This is a genomic window from Vibrio sp. 10N.286.48.F5 (genome assembly GCF_041469785.1).
GTDB classification, from domain to species: Bacteria; Pseudomonadota; Gammaproteobacteria; order Enterobacterales; family Vibrionaceae; genus Vibrio; species Vibrio crassostreae_C.
The window spans coordinates 144,190-162,373 of the sequence record NZ_JBFRLG010000003.1; the positions used below are offsets into that span (position 1 = coordinate 144,190).

At 43.7% G+C, this 18,184-nt stretch carries 14 protein-coding genes; 9 read left to right on the top strand and 5 right to left on the bottom strand.

The window, feature by feature from the left end:
- Window positions 1–108 precede the first annotated feature (108 nt).
- The 5 genes from dinG (at window position 109) to AB4185_RS02205 (ending at window position 5,028) form a co-directional block, all read left to right on the top strand.
- Complete coding sequence (gene dinG, locus AB4185_RS02185) at window positions 109–2,184, top strand: ATP-dependent DNA helicase DinG (protein WP_372102502.1); 2,076 nt, start codon at window positions 109–111, stop codon at window positions 2,182–2,184.
- Window positions 2,185–2,312: 128 nt separating this feature from the next.
- Complete coding sequence (locus AB4185_RS02190) at window positions 2,313–3,092, top strand: TSUP family transporter (protein ID WP_017062114.1); 780 nt, start codon at window positions 2,313–2,315, stop codon at window positions 3,090–3,092.
- A 22-nt stretch (window positions 3,093–3,114) separates the two neighbouring features.
- On the top strand, window positions 3,115–3,663 hold the full coding sequence (locus AB4185_RS02195; protein ID WP_017070024.1) for a primosomal replication protein: 549 nt from the start codon (window positions 3,115–3,117) through the stop codon (window positions 3,661–3,663).
- The gene (gene rsmS / locus AB4185_RS02200) at window positions 3,653–3,823 is read left to right on the top strand and encodes a pleiotropic regulatory protein RsmS (RefSeq protein WP_017055021.1); all 171 of its coding nucleotides are present in this window, start codon (window positions 3,653–3,655) and stop codon (window positions 3,821–3,823) included. The genes AB4185_RS02195 and rsmS overlap by 11 nt, the downstream gene beginning before the upstream one ends.
- 71 nt (window positions 3,824–3,894) lie before the next feature.
- Complete coding sequence (locus AB4185_RS02205) at window positions 3,895–5,028, top strand: cupin domain-containing protein (RefSeq protein WP_017070025.1); 1,134 nt, start codon at window positions 3,895–3,897, stop codon at window positions 5,026–5,028.
- 112 nt (window positions 5,029–5,140) lie between these two features.
- Here the strand turns inward: AB4185_RS02205 and AB4185_RS02210 are convergent, their stop codons facing one another.
- On the bottom strand, window positions 5,141–7,258 hold the full coding sequence (locus AB4185_RS02210; RefSeq protein WP_229647105.1) for a methyl-accepting chemotaxis protein: 2,118 nt from the start codon (window positions 7,256–7,258) through the stop codon (window positions 5,141–5,143).
- Between the two features lie 499 nt (window positions 7,259–7,757).
- Between AB4185_RS02210 and emrD the strand changes: the two genes are divergently transcribed.
- The 3 genes from emrD (at window position 7,758) to xthA (ending at window position 12,376) form a co-directional block, all read left to right on the top strand.
- Window positions 7,758–8,963, top strand: coding sequence for a multidrug efflux MFS transporter EmrD (gene emrD / locus AB4185_RS02215; protein ID WP_372058183.1), 1,206 nt, complete (start codon window positions 7,758–7,760; stop codon window positions 8,961–8,963).
- A gap of 346 nt (window positions 8,964–9,309) precedes the next feature.
- Window positions 9,310–11,400, top strand: coding sequence for a S9 family peptidase (locus AB4185_RS02220; RefSeq protein WP_017065926.1), 2,091 nt, complete (start codon window positions 9,310–9,312; stop codon window positions 11,398–11,400).
- A gap of 169 nt (window positions 11,401–11,569) precedes the next feature.
- Window positions 11,570–12,376, top strand: coding sequence for an exodeoxyribonuclease III (xthA, locus tag AB4185_RS02225; RefSeq protein WP_010437369.1), 807 nt, complete (start codon window positions 11,570–11,572; stop codon window positions 12,374–12,376).
- 77 nt (window positions 12,377–12,453) lie between these two features.
- On the opposite strand, the gene AB4185_RS02230 is transcribed toward xthA, so the two are convergent.
- The 4 genes from AB4185_RS02230 to AB4185_RS02245 form a co-directional block, all read right to left on the bottom strand.
- A complete protein-coding gene (locus AB4185_RS02230) occupies window positions 12,454–13,131 on the bottom strand; it encodes an ABC transporter permease (protein ID WP_017063494.1) in 678 nt (225 codons plus the stop codon).
- A gap of 2 nt (window positions 13,132–13,133) precedes the next feature.
- The gene (locus tag AB4185_RS02235; RefSeq protein WP_017063493.1) at window positions 13,134–13,874 is read right to left on the bottom strand and encodes an ABC transporter permease; all 741 of its coding nucleotides are present in this window, start codon (window positions 13,872–13,874) and stop codon (window positions 13,134–13,136) included.
- A 79-nt stretch (window positions 13,875–13,953) separates the two neighbouring features.
- Window positions 13,954–14,724, bottom strand: a complete 771-nt coding sequence (locus tag AB4185_RS02240) for an ABC transporter substrate-binding protein (RefSeq protein ID WP_010437364.1) — start codon at window positions 14,722–14,724, stop codon at window positions 13,954–13,956.
- 136 nt (window positions 14,725–14,860) lie between these two features.
- Window positions 14,861–15,631 (bottom strand): ABC transporter ATP-binding protein, encoded by a 771-nt coding sequence (locus AB4185_RS02245; protein WP_004736532.1) that lies wholly within the window; start codon window positions 15,629–15,631, stop codon window positions 14,861–14,863.
- Window positions 15,632–16,422: 791 nt separating this feature from the next.
- On the opposite strand from AB4185_RS02245, the gene AB4185_RS02250 reads away from it, so the two are divergent.
- A complete protein-coding gene (locus tag AB4185_RS02250; protein ID WP_008220142.1) occupies window positions 16,423–17,964 on the top strand; it encodes a DUF3360 family protein in 1,542 nt (513 codons plus the stop codon).
- Window positions 17,965–18,184 lie beyond the last annotated feature (220 nt).

Genomic DNA, 18,184 nt, shown 5'->3' on the forward strand with positions numbered 1-18,184 from the left:
TTTTTTGTGAACAAGATCTACCTTTGATTCAAAAGCAAGCTATTTCACCGTAAATGTACCGACTAGTGATATGTGCTACTATCCTCGCTCCGTTACGTAGGTCACAGTATGCTAACTACTAAAATTCAAAAATCTATTCGCACCAGTTATCAAAACCTCCAAGATCAGTTGGACAACTTTGTACCTAGACGTGCTCAAAATTACCTTGTTGCAGAAATAGCGAAGACACTTTGTGGTCAATACCACAAACGTAATCGCATGATCGTTGCAGAAGCCGGGACAGGGATCGGGAAATCACTGGCTTATTTAATGGCTACTATTCCTGTCGCTGTGCTCAATAATCGAAAAATAGTCATATCGACGGCGACGGTTGCGCTACAAGAACAGCTCGTCAATAAAGATCTCCCTCTATATAGAAGACTGACTGATCGAGAGTTTTCTTTCATATTAGCGAAGGGTAGACAGCGTTATTGTTGCTCCGAAAAGCTAGCCGCTGCCTGCGGGGTTGATGGCGGACAAATAGCCATGTTCGAATCTAAGCCAAAGAAGAAAGATATCGAGCAACTTCAAACCATGTATCGAAGCCTAACCCAAGGTAAATGGGATGGTGACCGCGATTCGTGGCCAAAACCCATCGACAACATGATTTGGCAGATGATTGTTAGTGATAAGCACAGCTGTAATAACAGTATGCCTACTCATAGAGACTGCCCTTTCCAAAAAGCGCGCTCAGAGCTAGATAAAGCAGACGTGATTATCGCCAATCACAGTTTAGTGATGGCAGATGCTGACTTAGGCGGCGGTGTGATACTGCCTGAGCCAGAAAATAGCATCTATATATTCGATGAAGCTCACCATTTACCGCATGTAGCCAGAGATCACTCTTCTGCGGCGGCAAGTCTAAAGGGTGCCGCTTCATGGTTAGAGCGTTTAAACCAATCCATCACTAAGCTTTCAGGCCTCGCTGACGAGAAACGTGTCCACCGGTTTCGAAATGAACTGCAAGACTCAGTGCAACAGCTGATCCCTACCCTGACTCAAATGAGTAAACAGTTTGACGCTAACCACTTTGAAGACGGCTTGTATCGCTTCGAACATGGCGACTTACCAGAGTGGCTTGAGAATGAATCTAAAGATCTCAAGCAGCTCACGCAAAAGGCGAGCCAAGCCGTTGCGAAGATTGCAGACCTAATTGCAGAACGAGTTAAAGACGGCGAGCTTTCAGCAAAACTTGCAGAGCCTGCGTTGGCAGAAATTGGCTTCTATATACAAAGAACAGAAAACCTTGCTCAAGTTTGGCGCTTAATGGCTGAACCGAAGAGAGAAAAAGGTGCTCCTTTGGCTCGTTGGCTCGAACTGAATAAAGAAAGCGAAGGCGATTTCGTTGTGAATGTTTCGCCACTAGAGGTAGGTTGGCAACTGGATCAACAAATCTGGAGCCGCTGTGTGGGTGCCGTATTAGTATCTGCGACCATGAGGGCGCTCAACTCTTTCAGCTTTTTCTGTCATCAAGCAGGTATCAGCCAAAAAGCAGAAGATGGCGTACAGTTTTTGGCTTTGGCATCACCGTTTGATTACCAGAATCAGGCTGAGCTTATCGTTCCAGCAATGAAGTACGAACCACAAGCACCTCAGTTTACCGAATATCTTATTGAAATTTTGCCTAAGGTAATAGAAGACAAAAAAGCCAATCTCGTTCTATTCTCTTCTTACTGGCAAATGAACAAAGTTGCAGAGGCTTTAGCAACAGATTTCGTTAAAAAATCGTGGGCATTGCAGGTTCAAGGTGATACTTCACGAACTGAAATCCTAAAAAAACATAAAAAGCTAATAGACCAAGGTAAAACCAGCGTTCTTTTTGGAACTGGCAGCTTTTCTGAAGGTCTTGATCTACCGGGTGAGCTTCTTGAAAACCTCGTTATTACCAAGATTCCTTTTGGTGTTCCTACCTCTCCCGTAGAGCAAGCACATTCAGAATATATTGAATCACGCGGTGGTAACCCTTTTATGCAGATTACTGTTCCAGATGCGAGTAAAAAGCTTATTCAATCTGTGGGTAGACTACTGCGTAAGGAAAGAGATTCTGGTAAAGTCACGATCCTTGATAGACGCATAGTAACGAAGCGATACGGAAAGTCCCTACTCGATTCACTACCGCCTTTTAAAAGAACAATAAAATACTAATATCCCCTGCCCTTGAGGTAGTTATGGGCCTTCATCGCTAGGCCCTTGCATTCACAACCCAACATGACTAATCCATAGATTTTTCATGTGGCTGCCCTATCAGCCGATAACGAGAACACTAGCTATTTATGGAAATGATTGAGCCAACCATGTTGGTCATACTTGCTCTGGTTGCATTTGCAGCAGGCTTTATTGATGCTGTCGCAGGTGGCGGAGGGATGTTAACCGTTCCAGCTTTACTGTCACTTGGTTTACCGCCACACATCGCATTGGGTACTAACAAGCTTGCAGCAACCTTCGCTTCATCTACAGCTGCATTCACTTACTACCGTAAAAAGCTGTTCAAGCCTGAGTGTTGGGTCAATGCATTCATATCTACTTTAATAGGTGCGACCATCGGCACACTCACTGTTGATGCCATTAGCACCGAGTGGTTAGAGAAGGTATTGCCGTTAGTCATTCTTGCCGCAGCGGTCTATACCATTTTTCATAAGACTCCAGATGTGAGCCATAATGTGTCTCCTAAGCCATGCCCTGTGCTTAAGAGAAAACAAAAGTACCAAGGATTCATTCTTGGCTTTTATGATGGGGTTGCTGGCCCAGGAACTGGCGCGTTTTGGACGGTAAGCTCTATGGCGCTTTATCGCTTAAACATCTTACTTGCCTCTGGTCTATCCAAAGCCATGAACTTTACCAGTAACTTTACCTCTTTGGTGACCTTCGCGATTCTTGGTCATATTGATTGGGTTCTAGGTTTAACCATGGGCCTTTGTTTGATGGCCGGTGCATTTGTTGGCGCTCACTCTGCTATTCGGTTCGGTGCAACATTTATAAGACCTGTGTTTGTTACAGTTGTAAGCGTACTTGCAATTAAACTGGCATACGAAGCTTGGTTTGTGAACTTATAGGCAGTAGCCAACGGGAAGTGAAATGAATCAATTTTCAAAGCTAAAAAGTGTTATTGATACCTTGATTGGCCATTGCTCGCAGGTTGACAAATCTCGAGGGGCTTATCATCAAGCCTTGTTTGACCGAGCCTTATTTAAATGCGGCGCCTCTGTTTTGCTTCCCTATGCACTTGAAACTCAGGCAACGTACCGCACCATTGTACGTGAACAAACCTCAAATCAACTGACCGCGTCCAGAGCCAACTACCTGACAGAAAAGCTGACCAATCAGATTGCAGCAATCCAAAGAGAGTTAGCCAACCACGATTTACGCTTGGACCGAAAAAGCAAGTCAGGGAAAACCCTGAACGACCTATACAACGAACTCGCCCAGCACCAAGACTGGCAAAAGCGATTGGTCGATTTAGTACGAGTACGAAAGTTAGCGTTTGATTCTGCGCCTCGCCACAGTAAGAAAAAAGCGGAAGAGGCTTGGCAGTTAGCAAAAGAGCGATTAGAACGCTGTGAAGACTCAATGAAAAATATTGAGAGACTGATTAACTTAGAGAACCCTAAGCGAAATGAACACTGATAACACACCATCACCACTGGATAACGCACCAGAAGAAGTTAAGTTAGCTGTCGACCTGATCTATCTGCTCGAAAGCAACGAAATCGATCCAAAAGTCGCGTTAGAAGCAATCAAAATTGTCCAGCAAGATTTACAAGCCAAACTAGCATCTAGCATCTAGCATCTAGCATCTAGCATCTAGCATCTAGCATCTAGCATCTAGCATCTAGCATAAAAATATACAGGATTCACATGTACCAACTCAGCTTTTCTATGCCCGAGTTTCTTGAAAACTACTGGCATAAAAAACCAACCATCTTAAAGGGTGGCTTCCAAAACTTCGTCGACCCAATTTCGCCGGAAGAACTTGCTGGTTTATCGATGGAAGAAGAAGTGGATTCTCGCTTTGTCTCTAACCTCGACAATCAGTGGACTGCAGAACACGGCCCATTCTCTGAAGAAAAGTTTGGCGAATTAACCGAAACTCATTGGCAACTGATCGTTCAAGCAGCGAACCACTGGCACCAAGGCGCAAATCAGCTGACTGAGGCGTTCCAAGCGTTACCAAACTGGTTATTCGACGATCTCATGATCTGCTACTCAGCACCTGAAGGCGGCGTAGGCCCACATATTGATCAATACGATGTCTTCATCATTCAAGGTCAAGGCAAACGTCAATGGAAGGTTGGCGCTAAAGATGTTGGCCAATACAAAGAGACTGTTCAAGCGTCTGCACTTCGTCAAATTGAAGGTTTTGACCCAATCATTGATGAAACTTTAGAGCCGGGCGATATCCTTTATATCCCACCAGGTTTCCCACATGAAGGGAGCACGTTAGAGCCGTCAATGAGCTACTCTATTGGCTACCGCTCGCCTAAAGAACAAGAACTGATCAGCAACTTTGCCGATTTTGTGCTTGCTCATGATATGGGTGACGTACACCTGCACGATCCAGAATTCAAAATGCAAGAAGGCTACGGAAAAATTCGTTCATCGGATTTAAGCAATCTCACAGACATGTTGAAATCTGCACTAGAGCAACCTGAAACCATCAGTGAATTCATGGGTTGTCTGCTAAGCCAATCACGCCACCAGCTTGATATCGTTGCTCCAGAGCCACTATGGACTCAAGAAGAGATCGCTCAACACTTAGAGTCTGAAGGTGAGATTCACCGAGTATCAGGCTTAAAGGCGCTCTACCACGAAAATGAAAGCAACACTGCTTACATCAATGGCGAAGTGGTTAAGGTGGATGAAGCGGATTCTTCGTTACTCAACATACTTTGCGATGAGACCATGATTACCTCGGCTACTGCCCTATCTCCTTCGGGCATAACTGTCGTGACTGAATTGGTCAACAAAGGCTACTGGTTTATCGAAGAGTAAGCAGCGTCAACCGCTGGTTATTGCCTAGCCTCTAAATAAACAATTAAAAAAGGGACAAATGAAATCTTCATTTGTCCCTTTTTCTATTCAAGAACTGGTTAAGGCTTAATGCTTATACCTTGAACTGATTGACCAACTTCTTTTGTTGTTGAGACAGTTGGTCAATTTCATTGCCGACTTGCTCAGAAGCCGCGGCTTGCTCCAAGATCTTCGCACTCAAATCGCGAATATTAACCACGCTTTGATTTACTTCACCGGAAACCGATTGTTGCTCTTCGGCTGCTCGAACGATCTGACTGTTCATATCACTGATCGCCTCAATAGAAGTAAAGATCGACCCCAGATCTTCAACTGCTTTCTGAACGTGTAGTGCTGTATCGTTAGCTAGGATATTGCCTTCTTGTATTGCTTCAACGACATCTTGAGTTCCAGCATGAACCTTGTCGATCACCGCTCTGATCTCACCAACCGATGACTGGGTGCGACTTGCGAGGTTTCTTACCTCATCCGCAACAACAGCAAAACCTCGACCTTGTTCGCCAGCACGAGCCGCTTCAATCGCCGCGTTCAATGCCAGTAAGTTAGTTTGCTCAGAGATCCCTTCAATCACACTTAAGATCTCGGTGATGTTTCCGTTATTTTTTGCCAATTCTTCAACAATAGGAACAGCACTCGACATACGCTCAACCAGCTTTCTCATTTCACCGGCTGAAAGTTCGATGACTTGTTGCCCTTGTTGAGCAGAACGATTCGCTTCACAAGCAGCATCAACGGCCACTTCTGCGTTTTGTACCACTAAGCCCGCAGTTTGAGTCATCTCTTCTGCCGCTGTCGCCACAAGATCCACTTCTTTAAATTGAGATTCACTGCTTTCTCGAGTGCTTGATGCCGATGCTTTAGCCTGGCTTGTCGTGCTCGCCACTTGCTCAGTGGTGTGAATCACTTCTTTGATCGTGTGTTGTAGCTTGTCTAAGAATAAGTTGAACCCTTTGGATAGCTGACCAATTTCGTCTTGAGATTTCACTTCCAAACGTTGGGTCAAATCACCTTCACCAGAAGCAATATCATTAAGTCGCTCAACCACTTGTCGAATAGGCTTCACAATTGAAAGGGAAGCAAATGCGATAATGGCTAAGCCAAAGATAATAAACACTGTACCGGCGATCACTTCTGTTTTGATGCCTTCACTTAGCTTAGTGCTAATGATGGAATCCAATTTATTTGCGTCAGCGACGACACTGTCTCTTGGGATCTCAAACAACACCCCCCAAGTTTGGTTAGCTGCAACAACAGGTGCAAAGGCAAGTAACCACTCACCGTTCTCGCTCCATTGCGTTGTCACTTCACCACCAAAGATAAAGTCGGTCATTAAATCACTGTTTGTATTGCCACTTTGGAAAGTTGAACCGACTGCAATGCTTGAATCATCAGAAGCGATGACCGAACCATCTAGACTAACCACGTAAGCTTTACCCGCACCGTTAAACAAGCTCTGGTCAGATTGAGTAATCACACTGGTTAAACCATCAAGTCTTAGATCAATACCAAGAAAACCAATAGCAACGTCGTCAACCAAAATAGGGACTGAAATAGAGGACGTAAGTAGTGCTACACCACCGCTGTTCACGACTCTCGGCGTACTAATACACGTTTGCCCTGAAGACAAAGGACAGTAAAAACGTTCGCTATTGCTGTCATCATTCAAGATAGATTCTGAAAGAACGTTCGCTAGAACATTTTCACCGTTATCTGCCACCTTCCAGTAAGGAGCAAAACGACCTTTTTCGTTAGAACCAACATAATCAGCATCGACATAATTCGCATCTTCACTATCGAGCAAGTCAGGCTTGAAAACTAGATACGCTCCTTGAATAGAGTCGAAGTTTAAAACCGAGCGACGAACCATTTCATCCAAGGCGGTACGAAGCTCTTCACTTGGTGTAAAGTTTTCGTCTGCATTGTTTTTTAGAAACTGAGCACTGGCCGCAAGCATCTCTGCGCGGTAAATAGCTTCGTCTACATAACGTTGAGTTTCTTGAGCGTTTAGCTGAGAAACAGACGCCAGCAACTGCTGAGTTTTATTGATAACTGATTCTGAACTTTGAGATTTGATGACTTGTTGATTGCTCGTCGCGTTGTAGATCGAGAAACCAATAAGAGACAGTGACGTAATGATTAAACAACAACCTGCTAAGAGGGTTATTTTCCACTGTACCGATAGAGAGCGCATTTAATATCCTTATTTAAGCCAAAAGACTTCCATAACCATAACTATCACATCGACAACGAATTGCTGTACACAATGTAAATGAGTTAGACGAATAGCTTAGCGGATAATTACAGCACAAATTGCTTACATATAAAACGAAAGTTTATACAAATGTTAATAGAGCGTGTTTTCTTCCTTTTTTCTGTGATTTCAAATGATGTACTCATATAATCATTAGCTGTGTTGCTTAGGTTTTAGCGCTTTGGACATAGCCAGAACATCGATATTTAAAGGAAGCCCACTCCACCCTCTCCCTCTTTAAAATGCAGTAACTTCGGATTAGTTTTTATAATCCAAGTTATAGATTTTTATCTTGCTCAACTTCACACTTTTTGATTGCTAAGCCCGCAATCAAGATCTAATATCTCGCGCCTAGATTCCCTGAACACTTTATTCATTTGGCTCTCCTTTAATGGAGCGCTAAGGCTTTTTACGTCTTAATTTTTGGAGAGATACGCAAATGTCCGCCTCGTTTCCATTAGCGAAACTTACCTTTTTAATCGCTATTCTGACTGCCGTAGGTCAAATGACTCAAACGATGTACGTGCCTTCTATCGGTCATATGGCAGGTGAGTTCTTAGTTTCGGCATCTTCACTGCAGGCAGTGATGGCGTGTTACTTGATCCCTTATGGTCTGTCGCAATTTGTTTACGGCCCACTTTCAGATCGCCTAGGTCGTAAACCGATCATCGTGATTGGTTTGATCATCTACATCATCGGTACTTTGGTAGCATTGTTCGCTCACGAATATGAATGGTTCTTAGCGGGCAGCTTTATCCAAGGTTTGGGCATCGGTTGTGGTGGTGCGATGTCTCGTACATTGACTCGCGACTGTTTTGAAGGCGCAGAGCTGCACCGTGCAAACAGCTTGATTAGCATGTGTGTGATTTTCTCACCATTGATGGCTCCTGTACTGGGTGGTTACCTAACAGAAGTTTTCGGCTGGCGTTCTAGCTACTTATTCCTTGCGCTGTTTGGTATTGCTGTTGTGATCACTATGATGACGAGCATGATGGAAACACTGCCGAAAGAACGACGCAAGCATGAATCGGTTGCCAACAGCTACAAGTTCGTTCTGTCTGATAAACGTTTCCAAGGTTTCTTATTGGTATTAGTCGCAACCTTTGCTGGTGTAGCCGTATTTGAAGCAGCGGCAGGTGTGTTGCTTGGTGGCGTACTTGGCTTACCGGCAACCACAGTAAGCTTGCTGTTTGTCTTGCCTATTCCAGGTTACTTAGTCGGTGCAGGCTTATCTAGTTACATCGCACAACGTCGCTCTGAGCGCCGTGCATTGAATGTTGGTCTGGTTGCGATATTGGTAGGCTCAACAGTGGTATTGATACCGGGTCTGTTTGGTCAAACAACAACATTAACTTTGATTGGCGGTGCCACAATTTACTTCTTGGGCGCTGGCATATTATTCCCAGCAACAACAACAGGGGCACTTTCGCCATTCCCGTACCACGCTGGTACTGGAGGTGCGATTTTAGGTGGTATGCAAAACCTAGGTGCTGGCATCGCAACACTATTGGCATCGTTCTTCCCAGCTCAAGACCAACTGCCACTCGGTTGCCTGATGATTGCTATGTCATTCATCGCTATGCTTGGTTTACGTTGGGTTAATCGTAAACCTGACCACTCAAACGAAATGCCATTGGCTATTTAACGTAAAACTCGAATCTTGCTAAACAAAGGAAAGGGACATATTGAAAAGTGTGTCCTTTTTGTTGCACATTTATTCCTTCCACTCTCACGTATCAGTAATTTCATTTAACATTGCTTTGATTTTTTGAAAACAATAACAGACACTTACGATGAAGGTGCATATCCAGAATCCAATTATAAATAATATCACTGGAAGAACACCAACGTACCTGAACTCTCACAACAAAGGATGCTGGCATTAAAACGAGAAGGTACACACTAAGGATATACAGATGCGTATCGCTTTAACCACATTAGCCGTATCAATAGCGCTTGTCGCCGGATGCAGCAATCAAGGAATCTCAATCATGAACCACTACTCTCAATCACAGCTCGTCGCTCAGCAAACCCAAGCACCCGTTGCTAAGAAAGTCCCTCACGCAATGACGATTCATGGTGAAACCCGAATCGATGATTACTATTGGATGCGCGATGATGCACGCCAAGATCCAGAGATATTGCAACAACTTGAGCAAGAGAATCAGTACGCAGATACGGTGTTGAAACATACAGAAGCAGCACAAAAACAATTATTTGAAGAGATTAAAGGCCGAATCGCGAAAGACGACAATTCGGTACCGGTTCGCAAAGGCAGTTACTACTACTCGAATAAGGTGACAGGCGACAACGAATACCCAGTTCACCTGCGTGAAAAAAACTTTTTAGGCACAGACAAGCAAGTCATCTTAGATGTAAACGAGCTAGCAAAAGAGCATGAATTCTTCAGTATTGGTGGCTTAACGATCAGCCCAGACGAAAACTTGTTGGCCTATGGCGAAGATACGCTAAGCCGCCGCATTTACACCATCAAGATCAAAGACCTCACAACAGGTGAATACCTAAAAGATGAAATTGAAGGCGCTTCAAGTGCTATCGCGTGGCAAAACGACAACCAAGCCTTCTACTACATCAAAAAAAATCCACAAACATTGCTGGGTTATCAAGTTTACCGCCACGTGTTAGGCACAGCTCAGGCAAGCGATCAGTTAATCTACGAAGAAGCCGATAGCGCTTACTACACCTCTTTGAGTAAAAGCAAAGATGGAGAACAGGTCTACATTTGGCATTCGAGCACAGAAACCAGCGGTGTCTCAGTCATCGATGCCAACAACCCAAAGGCTACAGCTGAGGCTTTCTACCCAAAAGAGACCGGCATAGAGTACAGCATCGCTAAGCTAGGTGATTGGTATTACATCTACACCAACTACCAAGCGGTCAACTTCCGTTTAATGAAAGTCACAACCGAAGAGATGCATGATCGCTCAAAATGGGTCGATGTCATCCCAGCAGACGATAATACTCAGCTTGTAGATTTCGAGTTGTTTGATGACCATCTTGTCTACGAGCAACGCGCGGATGGCTTGTCTACAGTGAAAGTTCGCCAACTCTCAACAGGCCACGAGTTTCCACTTGAATTTAACGACACCGCATTTGCCGCTTACCTAACGAGTAACTATGAATTAGATAACGCAAAAGTTCGTATCTATTACAGCAGCTTAACCACGCCAGGTACTTACTATGATTTCGACCTAAGTACAGGTGAATCCGAACTCATGAAGCAAACACCCGTATTAGGTGATTTCGAAGCGGATAACTACCAATCAGAGCGAATCATGATTACGGCTCGCGATGGTAAGCAAGTTCCTGTCTCTTTGGTTTATCGTAAAGACTTATTTAAGAAAGACGGCACTAACCCAATCTACCAATACGGCTATGGGTCTTACGGCTCTACGATTGAACCTACCTTCAGCTCAACTCGCCTAAGCCTACTGGATAGAGGTTTTGTTTATGCCATCGCACATGTCCGCGGTTCAGAAATGCTTGGTCGCCCTTGGTATGAAGATGGCAAAAAACTGACCAAACAAAACACGTTCAACGACTTTATTGATGTAACCAAAGAGCTTGTTGAAGAAGGCTACGGCGCGAAAGATAAAGTGTTCGCCGTTGGGGGGTCTGCTGGCGGTCTATTGATGGGAGCAATCATCAACCAAGCACCAGAACTGTACCGTGGTATTGGTGCACATGTTCCGTTTGTAGACATTGTGACAACCATGCTCGATGAATCGATCCCTCTAACCACCAATGAGTATGACGAATGGGGTAACCCGAACGATAAAGCCTACTACGATTACATGCTGGGGTACTCACCGTACGACAACATTAAGGTACAAAACTACCCGAACATGTTGGTAACGACAGGCCTGCATGACTCACAGGTGCAGTACTTTGAGCCAATGAAATGGGTTGCGAAGCTGCGTGAAATGAAAACAGACAACAACGTATTGCTGTTCAAAACCGATATGGAAGCCGGTCACGGTGGCGCTTCTGGCCGATTTAAACGATTAAAAGAAGACGCACTTGAATACGCGTTCTTTTTGGATTTACTTAAGACTCAATAGATTCTACGTAACTGTAAGTATTCACATCATTTAATGTCGCCATTTTGTCTCTACAAAGTGGCGACAGAAATTATTAAGCATGGTTAAATACGATGAACCATGAAATCCACCAAATCAAAAACCTTTAAAAACAAGCAGTGACAAAGGTTTACGAGAGGTATAAAAACAAATGAAAGTAATTAGCTTCAACATCAACGGTCTTAGAGCCCGCCTTCACCAACTGCAAGCTATTATCGACAAACACCAACCCGACGTGATTGGTCTGCAAGAGATAAAAGTGCACGATGAAGCCTTCCCAATTGCTGATGTTGAAGCAATGGGCTATAAGGTTTACTTCCACGGTCAAAAAGCCCACTACGGTGTGGCAATGTTGTGTAAGCAAGAGCCTATTTCTGTGCAGAAGGGTTTCCCAACAGATAATGAAGACCATCAAAAACGCATGATCATGGCGACGTTTGAAGATGAAAATGGTGAAAAGGTTACCGTGCTAAATGGCTACTTCCCTCAAGGGGATAACATCAAGCATGAAACAAAATACCCGTACAAACGCCAGTTCTACAAAGACTTGATGACTTACCTAAATGACTACCACAACAAAGACGAACAAGTCATTGTGATGGGCGACATTAATATCAGCCCTATCGACGCAGACATCGGCATCGGTGAACCTAATGCGAAACGTTGGTTGAAAACAGGTAAGTGCTCTTTCCAACCAGAAGAGCGAGAATGGTTGAAAACACTGATGGATTGGGGTTTTGTGGATAGCTTCCGCTTACTGCACCCTGAAGTAAACGACCAATACTCGTGGTTTGACTACCGCTCGAAAGGTTTCGTGGACAACCGCGGCCTGCGTATTGATGTAGTCCTAGCGACTCAAAAGCTTGCTGATAAGTGTACTGAAGCAGGCATCGATTACGAACTGCGTGGCATCGAAAAGCCGTCTGACCACGCGCCAATTTGGTCAACGTTTAAGTAATCAACAGCAACAGAATCTGCTCATAAAAAACGGCGCTATAGAAGCGCCGTTTTGTTAACTGTGTGAATACCGTGCAATTAGCTAAGTGGTCTTAAGTAAGCTAAGAAACGTTTCTCTGCGAATTTGAAAATCGCAATGATGATAAACGTCAACCCCATGTAAAACAGACCTGCTGTTAGGAAAGATTCAAACGGAGCATAGTAGCGAGAGTTAACCAAACGAGCTGCACCCGTTAGATCCATAATCGTCACAATACCTGCAACGGCTGAGCCGTGAAGCATAAAGATAACTTCGTTACTGTAAGCCGGTAATGCACGACGTAATGCACTTGGCAGAATGATACGTCGGTATGTCTTAGGTGTGCTCATGCCATACGCTTTTGCTGCTTCAACTTCACCTTTTGGTAAGCCGTTAATCGCACCGCGAATGATTTCAGCTGTGTATGCCGATGTGTTAAGGATGAATGCCACCAAAGCACAAAACCATGCATTTTCCCATAGTGTATCTTTTACAGGGAAGAACTGATCCATTCCGTAGTAAATCAGGTACAACTGCACCAATAATGGCGTACCACGGAAGAAATAGATGAATGACCAAGCCGGAGCATTAATCAGCATATTTGGACTGTTACGAGCGATAGCTAGTGGTATGGCGACGAATAAGCCAATGATCAAAGCAACGCAAACCATCCAAGCCGTTGTCCATAAACCACCAAGGTAAATCGGCAGGCTTTCAATTATCAATGAAAAGTCCATAACTACCTCGCGTGGATACTGAATTTACGTTCAACCAGCTTAAGTAAGCCCGTTGAAACACTGGTGAAGAATAAGAAGATAATCGCCACAGTCATGTAGAAAGTGAATGGCATTTTGGTTGAACCCGCCGCCAGTGCACTAACACGTACCATGTCTTCTAGGCCAATAATCGAAACCAGCGCAGTGGTTTTAAGTAATACCAGCCAGTTATTCCCAAAACCCGGTAATGCGTGACGAATCATCTGCGGTAGCAGTATGCGGTGAAACGCCTTTACAGGGCTCATACCATAAGCTTTTGCCGCTTCCATTTCACCGCTGTCGACAGCCATGATGGCACCACGGAACGTTTCTGCCATATAGGCACCGAAAATAAAGCCTATGGTTAAGACACCAGCAACAAATGGGCTGACATCAATATAATCAGGTAGGTAAGAGGTCCATTCGTGGTTAGGATCACTGGATGCAAACCACTCGTTGAGCCACTCGTTGATGGAATACAAACTGTTGTTTAAAAGGATTTGTCCACCAAAGAAAATCAGCATCATCAATACGAGATCGGGAATACCTCGAATGACGGTTGTGTAGAGGGTTGCAATAGCACGAGCCCAGCGATAAGGCGCGAGTTTTGCTAAGGCACCTAGCATACCAAGAACCATAGCTAAAATTAGCGACAGCAAGGCAACTTCGATTGTGAGCACCGCCCCTTTCAGGATCGACGCTTCATATCCTTGTAAATCAAACATAATGGATTCCAACAGAACTGCGAAAAAGTTGGTAAGACAGGGAGAGGAGAACCTCTCCCTTAAGAATTGACGCTAAAGATTACTGACCGTATACGTCGTAGTTGAAGTATTTAGCCGCGATATCTTGGTAGATGCCTTTTTCACGTAGTGAAAGGATTGCCGCATCTAATTGCTTAGTCAGATCTTTGTCTTGCTTACGTAGAGCAATACCAAAACCTTCGCCGAACCACTTAGGATCAGTTAGTGATGGACCAACGAACTCGTAGTCTTCACCACCAGCTTTGTTTAGCACGCCTTCTTCTAGAGCAGATGCATCACCTAGTACAGCAGCAACACGACCGTTTGCTAGATCAAGGTAAGCTTCGTCGAATGAACCGTAACGAACGATCTCTACTGTATCGCCGTAGTTGTCTGTTAGGTATTTATCGTGAGTTGTTGCACGTTGAACGGCAATCTTTTGACCGCTTAGATCATCAAAGTTAAGGCCTGCACCTTTCTTAGCGATGAACTTGTTTGGGATAAGTGCGTATTTACCTGTGAAGTCGATTTTTTTCTTACGTTCTTCCGTGATAGACATTGCCGCAATGATCGCATCATATTTACGAGCAAGTAGAGAAGGAATGATACCATCCCAGTCTTGTGCAACGATCTTACACTGCACCTGCATTTCAGTACAAAGTGCGTTAGCCATATCGACATCGAAGCCTTTCAGTGAACCATCAGCTTCTGTCCAGCTAAATGGAGGGTAAGCACCTTCAATACCAAAGCGTACTGTTTTCCATTCTTTTGCTTGAGCTACGCCCGTTGCAGCAGTTGCAGCAAGTGCCGCGACTAATAACCACTTTTTCATATCCCTACTCCTGTGATTTAGGTTTTTATGTTTTGCTAGTTTTAATATTGTGTTTGTTGTTGCTTATTAACTTACTTGTTGTGTTTTATTGTTCACACAGTCGCTGTTTACCTTGGCAACGGCGTTTCAATTCTGATTAGTAAATCGATGAGATAAATTGTTGTAAACGTTCAGATTCAGGTTCCGTAAACAGTTTAGCTGGATCGCCCTGTTCTTCCACTAGACCTTGGTGCAGGAACATCACATGGTTTGATACGTCACGAGCAAAAGCCATTTCATGTGTTACCACAAGCATGGTTCTTCCTTCTTCTGCTAGATCTCGCATTACACCAAGTACTTCCCCTACTAACTCAGGGTCAAGTGCTGATGTTGGCTCATCAAACAGCATCACTTCCGGATCAACCGCTAACGCTCGAGCAATTGCCGCTCGTTGTTGTTGTCCACCGGATAAATGACCTGGGTAGTAATCTTTGCGCTCATACAAGCCTACTTTTTTAAGTAGTAGCTCTGCATTTTCAATCGCTTGTGCTTTAGGTACACCTAAGACGTGAACAGGCGCTTCGATAACGTTTTCGAGAACGGTCAGGTGAGACCAAAGATTGAAGCCTTGAAAAACCATCGCTAAGCGAGAACGGATTCGCTGTACTTGTTTTTCATTAGCAGGAACAGATACGCCTTGGCGGTTGTTTTTCATTTGAATTAATTCGCCATTAACCCAAATCTCGCCTGCAGTTGGTGTCTCTAAAAGGTTGATACATCTAAGGAAAGTACTTTTACCCGACCCTGAAGATCCGATAATCGATACAACATCGCCTTTGTGCGCAGAAAGTGAAATTCCCTTTAAAACTTCATTTTGACCAAACGTTTTGTGTAGATCCTTTATGTCCAGCGCTGGTACATCTTTCATGCGCTTTCTCTCCCAAGTTTGTGAAAATGCAAGGTACTCCGACCTTTTCATGCGATACAAACTAGCACCACACGAAACAACATGCAACAAATTATTAACCTAATAAATTGGAATAAATAGCGATTCACTCTGACTTATTATGCAAAAGGTAGCGTTTTCGCCTCAATTTAATGAATGAGTTCTATCAATAAGCTGTAATTACACCCCTTACATTGTTTAAATAAAGTTAACCAAAATGAGATTCACGTAGCTTGATGTCTCACAAGAAAAACAAGTTTTGTGAACTTAGATACGCCGAGATCTGCAAAATATAATCTGCACGCTCAACACTACATACACACCGTAAGGCACAATTATTTTAAGGTTATTACATTGTAAGCATTTCACTCGGAACAGTTGGGAAGCAAGTAATAGTGAAATAACTCAGTAAGAATTGAGTATTGAACTCAAGCCATGACGACAAAGGCTCGAAGAAGATAGGTAAACGTCAATTTGTGAAAACTAATTACACGATTCATCAATGGGAAGTTAATGAATCGCTGCGTTTTGTAGCTTTCTTTCACATATACTCATAAAGTGATCAAGATCAATCACCCTAAAGGGTAAGCTTGTTAGACTCCTCAGCAAAGAATAAGGCATTAAAAATGCCAAACATTTCTTTTAACTTAGCTGCATAAAGCACATCAAAACCGTGCAACATGATGTTAATGAGTTATAACTAAGAAATAACGCAATTACGCGAACTTATAGAATTCAATTTTAGAATTACTAACATAAAATATGAGGAATCTATGTCAGACGTTGTGAACAATGCGAACTCTGAAGTAGAAGAGAAAAGCTATAAAGAGCTACACCGCCCTGCTTCTGAATTTGAGAACCGCTCAGATTATCTAGATCACGAACTTCAAATCATGAAGCCTCGCCGCTTTGGCCTAAACCTTCCTGGCCGTGACTTCCGCTTTGAACTAGAAGACCTTGTTCCTGCACTGGCTGGTACCATTGGTATCATCGCGATGTACTCTGCAGTAATGATGTCTTGGGCTGAAGGCCTAACTCAAGCTTGGGATCACGTAAACCTTGGTAAAGACTTTGCGATTGAAGTCGCTCGTGTAGAAATGCTTATCCCTGCACTGCTGTTCTGTATCCTTGCTTCTGGTTTCTTTAACCCTAAAGCTAACCTTGCCGGTAACCACGGCCCAATGATTCCTCTTATTGGTACCATCGCTCTTGCTGGTGCTCACCCTCTTGCATTGGCAATCCTTATCGGTGTCTTCGGTCTTATCCTAAGCTTCCTAAAAGGTGGGTCTAAACTTGTTAACCTTACCTCTGAAGGTACGGCGGGTGGCTTGCTCATCTTCTTGGGTCTAACCGGTACAATGAGCCAAATAAACTCAATTCAAGCTTGGGCTGTTGGTCTTCAGTCTGACACTGTCGCTGCTGGTAGCATGGGTTACATCGGTTTGATTGTTCTAGCCGTTACCATCGGTCTATATGCATTCCTTGCTAAAGTGAACAAGCGTTGGTTAGCAATCCCTGTTTGTGCTTTCACTGGTCTAGCTATTGCTCTAGTACTTGGTGCTGGTTTCGATATCAAATTCGTAACTGAAACAGGCATTCCAAACCTAAACCCAATCTACTGGTGGGGTTCTACTGAAGAAGGTTGGATGCTTGGTTTACCAAACGTTGAGCACTTCATCGCTTCTCTACCATTTGCAATCCTAGCAGTAGCAATGTGGTCACCTGACTTCCTAGGTCACCGTATCTTCCAAGAACTGAACTACCCTAAAAAGTCTGAAAAAGTACTGATGGACGTAGACGACACAATGACTATGTGTTCAGTTCGTCAAATGGTAGGTACAGCAGTTGGTGGTGGTAACATCACTTCATCTTGGGGTACTTACATGATCCCAGCAGCAATCGCGAAACGTCCAATCCCTGGCGGCGCAATCTTGCTTGGCTCTCTATGTATTATTGTTGCGATTCTTGGCTTCCCAATGGACGTAGCAGTATGGCCACCAGTGATGCGTGTTGCGCTACTTGTAGGTGTATCTCTACCTCTACTTGAAGCGGGTATGCAGATGGTTAAAGATTCAAAAGACTCTCAAGCAGCTGGTATCTGTATCTTCGGTTCAGCGGTTGTTAACCCAGTATTAGCATGGGCACTGACTATGCTTCTAGATAATAACGGTCTAATTGGTGATAAAGAGCGTGCGAAGCGTCTATCATTTGTAGATAAGATTGTTATCCCAGTTGGCGTTTTAGTTATCTGTCTAGTAGCAATGCTTGCAGTTGGTATGCTAGAAAGTCAATATGGCCTAAAAGCTTGGCTATAATGGTCCTTACTACACAAAAGTAGTATTAGGATTAAAAAAAAGTTTGGGTGGCAACCCCTGCCACTCAAATTTTTTCAACTTTTTTTGGCATTTATTGATTTAGTTTAAGGTTTACAGAAATTTTTTAGCGTAGTCTTGAATTCATAGAGTAAAGACAACATATAAAAGGTAGTGACAATATATATAACCATATGACGCTTATATGCTCATATATATTGTT